Consider the following 9,148-nt stretch of genomic DNA (forward strand, 5'->3'; position numbering starts at 1 on the left):
AAGGAAGTGATAAAAATGGCAGACAGTTTTCATTTTTCAGTAAACATAATATCAAGAGGAAAAGGCAAAAGTGCAGTAGCAAGTGCAGCATATATAAGTGGAGAAAAAATAAAAAATGAATGGGACGGAGTAACCCATGACTATACAAGAAAAGAAAAAGTATTAGTAAAAAATATAATATTGCCTGATCATATACCAAAAGAATTTAATGATAGGTCTACCTTATGGAATAAAGTAGAAATGGCAGAAAAAAATTCTAATGCACAACTAGCAAGACAATTCATAATAGGACTACCAAAAGAATTAACTTTAAGTGAAAATAAAAACCTGGTTGAAAGATTTATAAAAGAAAATCTAACATCACAAGGAATGATAGTAGATTATGCAATTCATGATGAGAGTCAAGATAAAAATGGAAATATTCATTGTCATATAATGACCATAATGCGACCCATAAACGAAAAAGGAGAGTTCTTAGCAAAGTCAAAAAAAGAATATATCCTAGATGAACAAGGAGAAAAGATTTTAAACAAAAATGGAAAACCAAAGACAAGAAAAGTAGAACTAACAACATGGAACGATAAAGGCAATGTAGAAAAATGGAGAGAAAATTTTTCAGACCTTTGCAATGAATATCTAGCAAAAAACAAGATAGAAAAAAGAGTAGACCATAGGAGTTTTAAAAGACAAAATTCAGATTATCTACCGACAATCCATTTAGGATCAGCAGCAAGTGCAATGGAAAGAAAGGGAATAGAAACTGACAAGGGAAACTATAATAGAGAAATAAGAAAATATAATGAACTTGTAAAAACAATAAAAGAAGAGATAAAGACATTAAAGGGTTGGATAGGAAATCTATTAGGTAACCTATCTACTGCTTATGAAAAATTTAAGGATATAGAAAGAGATAAGGTAATAGACAACCCTAAACTTTTCAATCTAACAAATTATCTATTAACTTATTCAGAAATTCAAAAAGAAAAAAGCAAATATCTAAAAGGATATGCCAAAACTAATAAAGAAAAGTATGACTTCAAAAAGCTAACAAGTGCATATAGTTATTTAAGAAAAAATGACATAGAAACCATAGGTCAGTTACAAACAAAAATAGAAAGTTTAAAGTCTAATAGTTATAAGCTAAATAAAAAAGCAAAGACAATCCATAAAGAAATGGAAGATGTAGAAAAGAAAATTCTATACTATGAAATCTACAAAGCCAAAAAAGAAGTTTATGAAGAATATCAAAAGAAAAATTTATTCACCAAAGACACATTCTATAATAAACATAAGAAGGATATAGACCAATATAAAGTAGTAAGCGAGAAATTAAAAAAACTCCTATCAGATAAGGAAAAACTAAGTCCTAAAAAATGGAATGAAGAAAAAAATCTTTTAATGGCAAATCTTGAAGAAATAAATAAAGAAAAAGACAAGATAAAAGATGAATACCAGGAAATTAATCATATAAAATATTCAGTAGATTTTGTAAACAAAGAACTTGGCATAGATTTATCCATAGAAATAGATAAGTTAATAAAACAAGGTGAAAAACCAAGTGTAATAGCACAGATTAAAAAATTCCAAGACCAAGTTAATAAAGATAATGAATATAGAGAAAGTATGAAAAACAAGAAAATGAATCAAGAAAGATAAGACCTGGTAAAAATATCTTATCCAAGCTATAATATGACCAAGAAAATAAAGGCAGAACTAGGAGGTAATAGAGATGAATAAAAGGCAAGAGCTAATAGATGAACTCATAAAAGCAGATCAAGATGGAAAATACAAAACCTATAAAAGCACAGAAGAAATAAAAGCAATGAACAATGAGGAAATACAGATTATATATTCCAACATGAAAAACTATCTATCAGACAAAAGAACACATATAAACTACTAAAGGTGGAAAAGCAAAATAAGAGCAGAAAAACAAGAAAAGGTACAAATGCCTAAGTAAGCAATAAAAACATCAAAATAAAACATTCCACCACCAAGAACAACCAAATAAAAACAAGCAAAGGGAAGTATAGAAAAATTAAAGCCTATACTTCCCTTTTTTTAATTCAAACAAAGGAGATAAAAGCATGATAAACGAAGAAATAAGCAAAGAAGCAGGTCAAGCAGCACAAACCATAATAACATACACAATAAAGGCAGCAAAAGAAACAATCAACTTAGACAAAGAAATAAGAAAAAAGATGAATGATACTTTAGAAAAAGCAAACGGAAACCTCAAAAGTCTTATGGGCGATGAAATGAAAATAAAAGACCTCTACAAGAAAGGACAACTAGAAAATATAAGTATAGATCAAAGCGACCTCAAAGACTTAAAAAAAGAACTAAACAAACTTGGAGTAAGTTTCTCAGTAATGAAAAACAAAGAAAGCCAAAACTATGAAATATTCTTCCAAGCCAAAGACATAAAAGTAATGGAATATGCCTTTAAACAAGTCATAGTCAAAGAAAATAAAAAAGAAAAAGAAAGTATCCTAAAGCAAATAAAGAAATACAAAGACCTATCCAAGAACAAGGATAAGACAAAAGAGAAAGTCAAAAGAAAAGTAAAAGAAAAAGTAAAACCAAATAAAAAAGATATGACCAGAGAAATCTAAGGGAGTAACGAAAAGTTACACCCTTAAATAACCATAATAACTAGACTTCCGAAAAGCAGAAGTCCAGAATTTCGAAAATCGGAAATCAAGAATTTCGATTATCGAAAATCAAGAAAGGAGCAGATATGGCAACAAACAAAATATATTATTGGATAAAATTGAAAGAAGAATTTTTCACAGACAAAATAAACAGAGGACATTGTCCTTAATGAGTCCAACCCATGTCCGACAAGAGATAGAGATAGAGAAAGATATAGAGATAGATAAAGAGAGAGAGGGAGAGATAGAAAAGATTTAACATTTTTGGTATAATTATAGAAATTAGACTTTGAAAATATTATGGATAATTGGCTTAAGAGCTGTAAACTAAATGAAATAAAGAGAAAATGGCTACAAGTTGTAGCCCCAAAAATATATAGGAGGTGAATTTTGTGGCAGAACAAAACAAGGAAATTGTAGTTATAGATGAAACTACAATTAAAAGTAAGATTTACTATATAAGAAATCAAAAGGTTATGCTTGATTTTGAGCTTGCTGAAATCTATGGATATACAACGACAAGATTTAACGAGCAAGTAAAAAACAATTCGGAGAAATTTGATGATGATTTTATGTTTCAGTTGACGAAATCAGAGTTTGAAAACTTGATATCGAAAAAATCGACATCAAGTTGGGGCGGTCGTAGAAAACTACCTTATGCTTTTACAGAGCAGGGTATTTATATGCTTATGACTGTATTAAGGGGAGAACTTGCCGTTAAACAGAGCAAGGCTTTAATACGAATGTTTAAGCAGATGAAAGACTTCATCATTGAAAACCAAGATTTTATCGGTTCAAAAGAATTAGTACAAATAGCAATTCAAACAAATCAAAACACAAATGATATCGCAAGGATAGATAGTAAGATTAACACATTAGCTACTAAAGAAGATTTGAAAAAGGTAATGGATAATTTTATAGACCCGGAAACATATAAACATTTCCTCTTGATGAATGGAGATAAGATAGAAGCTGATGTTGCCTATACAAAAATATATAAATCAGCAAAGAAAAGTATTTATGTTATAGATAACTATATAGGGCTTAAAACATTAGAACTTTTAAGAGCTGCAAGAGATAAGACTCAAATCATAGTCTTTAGCGATAATGTTAAAAACAAGGATATGCTTACAAAAAACATCTTAGATGATTTTAGAAAAGACTATCCTAATATAGACCTGAAACTGAAGATAGCAGGTAAAAAATATCACGATAGATATATAGCAATAGACTGTGGAACAGAAAATGAAGCCTTTTATCTTTGCGGAGCTTCGTCAAAGGATGCGGGAAATAAAATATCAAGTATTACCAAGATAGAAGAATCTTCTAAAGATATGTACCATGATATGTTTAGTAAGATGTTAAATAATAAAGACTTAAAAATTTAATATATAATTATGTTAAATCATAGCAATACACAAGGCGGTAGAATTAAAAACTATCGTCTTTTTTTATTTGAAGAAAGGTAGGAGAGCATGGCAGATAAAAGAATGTTTTCACTAAAGATAGTGGATAGCGACTTATTTTTGGATATGCCACTAAGTAGTCAATGTCTGTATTTTCATTTATCAATGAGGGCAGATGATGATGGTTTTGTAAATAATCCTAAGAAAATCATCAAAATTATCGGGGCTAATGAAGATGACCTGAAAATACTTATTGCCAAAGGCTTTGTGATAGTCTTTGATCAGGGAATAATCGTCATTACTCATTGGAAGATAAATAACTATATTAGAAAAGACAGATATAAGCCAACAATGTATATAGAGCAGAAACAACAGCTTTATCAAACGGAAAATGGAGCATATATTTTAGAAGAAAAAGATGGTTGTCATCTGGTTAACCAAAGGTTGTCAAGTGGTCAACCCAGTATAGATAAGGGTAGATTAGATAAGGTTAGTATAGATAAGGGGAGAGAAGAACAGTCCACCCCCATCTTTTATGGAGAATTCAAAAATGTAAGGTTAAGCAAAGAAGAATATAAGAATCTTAAAGAAAAATTAAACTCACACACAGAAATAATGATAAATAAACTATCAAGATACATGGAAAGCAGTGGTAAGACCTATCAAAACCACTATGCGACAATCTTAAAATGGTATGAAGAAGATAAAGAAAAACTAACACAGAAAGGTTTAAATAAAAAAATGAACTATGATGTAGGAGAATCTTTATAGATAAAAAGAGGTGGAAAGGCATTATTAAAGACTTTAAGTCTAAAAAGGTATAAAAGTATGCCAGAGATAATAAAAATGTAAATATGACACTTAAAAGGCGATTAGAAAATTAAAAATCTAATCGCCTTTTTTTATTGCATGAAAGGATAAGCTATGACAAAAAGGCAAACAAAATACATTGTAAAAAGAAATTATGATAATAGAAGAACAGATACAGAAGCTTTTCTAAGACTAATAAAAAAATCAAGCAAATTAAGTAAGGACAATGAAATTGAGTATAGCAAATATAATATTGATAGTAATAGAAAAGAGTGCTATAATAAAAATAGTTTTAGAGAAAGTTGTGTTATTTCCGAAAACTCAAATAAGGAGGAATAGGAAATGATACAAACAAATTCAAATCACTTTTCATTCAAAACTGCAATTTATTGCAGACTATCTAAAGATGATGAGCAGAAAGGAGAGAGTGCCAGCATACAAAACCAAAAGGAACTTTTAGAAAACTATGTAAAATCAAAAGGTTGGAGTATTTACGATGTATATATAGATGATGGATATACTGGATTAAATACAAATAGACCGTCATTTCAAAGACTAATTAGAGATATTGAAAATAAAAAAGTGGATATAGTTATAACTAAGGACTTATCAAGGCTTGGAAGAAACTATTTGCAGACTGGATACTATACAGAAAATTTCTTCCCAAAGAACAATGTCAGATATATAGCTTTAAATGATGGAGTAGATACCTTTCAAGAAAACAACGAAATAGTTCCTTTTAAAAATGTTTTAAACGAGTTTTATTCAAGAGATGTTTCCAAAAAGATGAAATCTGCCTATATGACAAGAGCAAGGCAAGGAAAATTTATTGGTTGTCTTGCTCCAATAGGATATAGGAAAGACAATGATGATCCACATAAATTAGTAATCGATGATGAAACCTCATGGATTGTTGAAAAAATTTTTGATCTTGCTTTTAGTGGTTATGGAGTACAAGCAATTAGAAGAAGACTTTTTGAAGAAAAAATACCTACACCTACCTGGTGGAATAGAAAAAAAGGACTTAGAAATAAAAAAACTAAGTTAGAAATGACCGTAGATGGTGGAGAGTATTGGTGGGACTGCACAACCCTAAAAGAAATTATTGAAAACCCAGTTTATATTGGTCATATTGCTAGTCANTATTATGGAATAAAGTAGAAATGGCAGAAAAAAATTCTAATGCACAACTAGCAAGACAATTCATAATAGGACTACCAAAAGAGTTATCTTTAAGTGAAAATAAAAACTTAGTTGAAAGATTTATAAAAGAAAATCTAACATCACAAGGAATGATAGTAGATTATGCAATTCATGATGAGAATCAAGATAAAAATGGAAATATCCATTGTCATATAATGACCATAATGCGACCCATAAACGAAAAAGGAGAGTTCTTAGCAAAGTCAAAAAAAGAATATATCATAGATGAAAAAGGAGAAAAGATTTTAAACAAAAATGGAAAACCTAAAACAAGAAAAGTAGAACTAACAACCTGGAATGATAAGGGCAATGTAGAAAAATGGAGAGAAAATTTTTCATACCTTTGCAATGAATATCTAGCAAAAAACAAGATAGAAAAAAGAGTAGACCATAGGAGTTTTAAAAGACAAAATTCAGATTATCTACCGACAATCCATTTAGGATCAGCAGCAAGTGCAATGGAAAGAAAAGGAATAGAAACTGACAAGGGAAACTATAATAGAGAAATAAGAAAATATAATAACCTTGTAAAAACAATAAAAGAAGAGATAAAAACATTAAAAGGTTGGATAGGAAATTTATTAGATAACCTATCTACTGCTTATGAAAAATTTAAGGATATAGAAAGAGATAAGGTAATAGACAACCCTAAACTTTTCAATCTAACAAATTATCTATTAACTTATTCAGAAATTCAAAAAGAAAAAAGTAAATATCTAAAAGGATATGCAAAAACTAATAAAGAAAAATATGACTTCAAAAAGCTAACGAGTGCATATAGTTATTTAAGAAAAAATAACATAGAAACCATAGGTCAGTTACAAACAAAAATAGAAACTTTAAAGTCTAATAGTTATAAGCTAAATAAAAAAGCAAAGACAATCCATAAAGAAATGGAAGATGTAGAAAAGAAAATTCTATACTATGAAATCTATAAAGCCAAAAAAGAAGTTTATGAAGAATATCAAAAGAAATATATATTCACAAAAGACGCATTCTATAATAAACATAAGAAAGACATAGACCAATATAAGGTAGTAAGTGGGAAATTAAAAAAACTCCTATCAGACAAGGAAAAGCTAAGTCCTAAAAAATGGAATGAAGAAAAAAATCTTTTAATGGCAAACCTTGAAGAAATAAATAGAGAAAAAGACAAGATAAAAGATGAATACCAGGAAATTAATCATATAAAATATTCAGTAGATTTTGTAAATAAAGAACTTGGCATAGACTTATCCATAGAAATAGATAAGTTAATAAAACAAGGTGAAAAACCAAGTGTAATAGCACAGATTAAAAAATTCCAAGACCAAGTTAATAAAGATAATGAATACAGAGAAATGATGAAAAACAAGAAAATGGATCAAGAAAGATAAGACCTGGTAAAAATATAATATCCAAGCTATAATATGACCAAGAAAATAAAGGCAGATCTAGGAGGTAATAGAGATGAATAAAAGGCAAGAGCTAATAGATGAACTCATAAAAGCAGATCAAGATGGAACATACAAAACATATAAAAGCACCGAAGAAATAAAAGCAATGAACAATGAGGAAATACAGATTATATATTCAAACATGAAAAACTATCTATCAGACAAAAGAACACACACAAACTACTAAAGGTGGAAAGGTATTGTAAACTATTTTAAAGTATAAAAGGTACAAATACCTAAGAAAGCTATAAAAACATAAAAACAAGCATTCCACCACCAAGAACAATAAAATAAAAACAATCAAAGGGAATTATAGAAAAATTAAAGCCTATACTTCCCTTTTTTTAATTCAAACAAAGGAGATAAAGCATGATAAACGAAGAAATAAGTAAAGAAGCAGGTCAAGCAGCACAAACCATAATATCATACACAATAAAGGCAGCAAAAGAATCAATCAACTTAGACAAAGAAATAAGAAAAAAGATGAATGAAACTTTAGAAAAAGCAAACGGAAACCTCAAAAGTCTTATGGGCGATGAAATGAAAATAAAAGACTTATATAAAAAAGGACAACTAGAAAACATAAGCATAGATCAAAGCGACCTCAAAGACTTAAAAAAAGAACTAAACAAACTTGGAGTAAGTTTCTCAGTAATGAAAAACAAAGAAAGCCAAAACTATGAAATATTCTTCCAAGCCAAAGACATAAAAGTAATGGAATATGCCTTTAAACAAGTCATAGTCAAAGAAAATAAAAAAGAAAAAGAAAGTATCCTAAAACAAATAAAGAAATACAAAGACCTATCCAAGAACAAGGATAAGACAAAAGAGAAAGTCAAAAGGAAAGTAAAAGAAAAAGTAAAACCAAGTAAAAAAGATATGACCAGAGAAATCTAAGGGAGTAACGAAAAGTTACACCCTTAAATAACCATAATAACTAGACTTCCGAAAAGCAGAAGTCCAGAATTTCGAAAATCGGAAATCAAGAATTTCGATTATCGAAAATCAAGAAAGGAGCAGATATGGCAACAAACAAAATATATTATTGGATAAAATTGAAAGAAGAATTTTTCACAGACAAAATAAACAGAGGACATTGTCCTTAATGAGTCCAACCCATGTCCGACAAGAGATAGAGATAGAGAAAGATATAGAGATAGATAAAGAGAGAGAGGGAGAGATAGAAAAGATTTAACATTTTTGGTATAATTATAGAAATTAGACTTTGAAAATATTATGGATAATTGGCTTAAGAGCTGTAAACTAAATGAAATAAAGAGAAAATGGCTACAAGTTGTAGCCCCAAAAATATATAGGAGGTGAATTTTGTGGCAGAACAAAACAAGGAAATTGTAGTTATAGATGAAACTACAATTAAAAGTAAGATTTACTATATAAGAAATCAAAAGGTTATGCTTGATTTTGAGCTTGCTGAAATCTATGGATATACAACGACAAGATTTAACGAGCAAGTAAAAAACAATTCGGAGAAATTTGATGATGATTTTATGTTTCAGTTGACGAAATCAGAGTTTGAAAACTTGATATCGAAAAAATCGACATCAAGTTGGGGCGGTCGTAGAAAACTACCTTATGCTTTTACAGAGCAGGGTATTTATATGCTTATGACTGTATTAAG

10 protein-coding genes and 1 pseudogene are annotated in these 9,148 nt (G+C 29.1%); all 11 read left to right on the forward strand.

Features of this window, described 5'->3' with window-relative positions; all coding sequences use genetic code 11:
* Positions 1–15 precede the first annotated feature (15 nt).
* Positions 16–1,656, forward strand: coding sequence for a MobQ family relaxase (gene mobQ, locus BQ7400_RS00215; RefSeq protein ID WP_072469622.1), 1,641 nt, complete (start codon positions 16–18; stop codon positions 1,654–1,656).
* 73 nt (positions 1,657–1,729) lie between these two features.
* Positions 1,730–1,903 carry a hypothetical protein gene (locus tag BQ7400_RS10525; RefSeq protein ID WP_180371929.1) on the forward strand — a complete coding sequence of 58 codons (174 nt, stop codon included), beginning with the start codon at positions 1,730–1,732 and terminating at the stop codon, positions 1,901–1,903.
* Between the two features lie 184 nt (positions 1,904–2,087).
* A complete protein-coding gene (locus BQ7400_RS00220) occupies positions 2,088–2,615 on the forward strand; it encodes a PcfB family protein (protein WP_072469060.1) in 528 nt (175 codons plus the stop codon).
* A gap of 431 nt (positions 2,616–3,046) precedes the next feature.
* Positions 3,047–4,042: an ORF6N domain-containing protein gene (locus BQ7400_RS00225; RefSeq protein WP_072469061.1), complete on the forward strand. Its 996-nt coding sequence runs from the start codon at positions 3,047–3,049 to the stop codon at positions 4,040–4,042.
* Positions 4,043–4,129: 87 nt separating this feature from the next.
* A complete protein-coding gene (locus tag BQ7400_RS00230; protein ID WP_072469062.1) occupies positions 4,130–4,831 on the forward strand; it encodes a replisome organizer in 702 nt (233 codons plus the stop codon).
* A gap of 153 nt (positions 4,832–4,984) precedes the next feature.
* The gene (locus BQ7400_RS00235; protein WP_009431647.1) at positions 4,985–5,209 is read left to right on the forward strand and encodes a hypothetical protein; all 225 of its coding nucleotides are present in this window, start codon (positions 4,985–4,987) and stop codon (positions 5,207–5,209) included.
* 3 nt (positions 5,210–5,212) lie between these two features.
* A complete protein-coding gene (locus BQ7400_RS00240; RefSeq protein ID WP_072469063.1) occupies positions 5,213–6,031 on the forward strand; it encodes a recombinase family protein in 819 nt (272 codons plus the stop codon).
* Positions 6,010–7,449 (forward strand): annotated as a pseudogene (locus BQ7400_RS00245) (MobA/MobL family protein); the annotation flags it as partial. The gene BQ7400_RS00240 and the pseudogene BQ7400_RS00245, both read left to right, overlap by 22 nt.
* A gap of 73 nt (positions 7,450–7,522) precedes the next feature.
* Positions 7,523–7,696 (forward strand): hypothetical protein, encoded by a 174-nt coding sequence (locus BQ7400_RS10530; protein WP_002841910.1) that lies wholly within the window; start codon positions 7,523–7,525, stop codon positions 7,694–7,696.
* Between the two features lie 182 nt (positions 7,697–7,878).
* Entirely contained in the window at positions 7,879–8,406 is a 528-nt protein-coding gene (locus BQ7400_RS00250) for a PcfB family protein (RefSeq protein ID WP_072469065.1), read from the forward strand.
* A 431-nt stretch (positions 8,407–8,837) separates the two neighbouring features.
* On the forward strand, positions 8,838–9,148 hold a 311-nt coding region (locus BQ7400_RS00255), incomplete at its 3' end, for an ORF6N domain-containing protein (RefSeq protein ID WP_144019920.1).

It is taken from the genome of Urinicoccus massiliensis, from assembly GCF_900120405.1.
In the GTDB taxonomy this organism is placed as follows: Bacteria; Bacillota; Clostridia; order Tissierellales; family Peptoniphilaceae; genus Urinicoccus; species Urinicoccus massiliensis.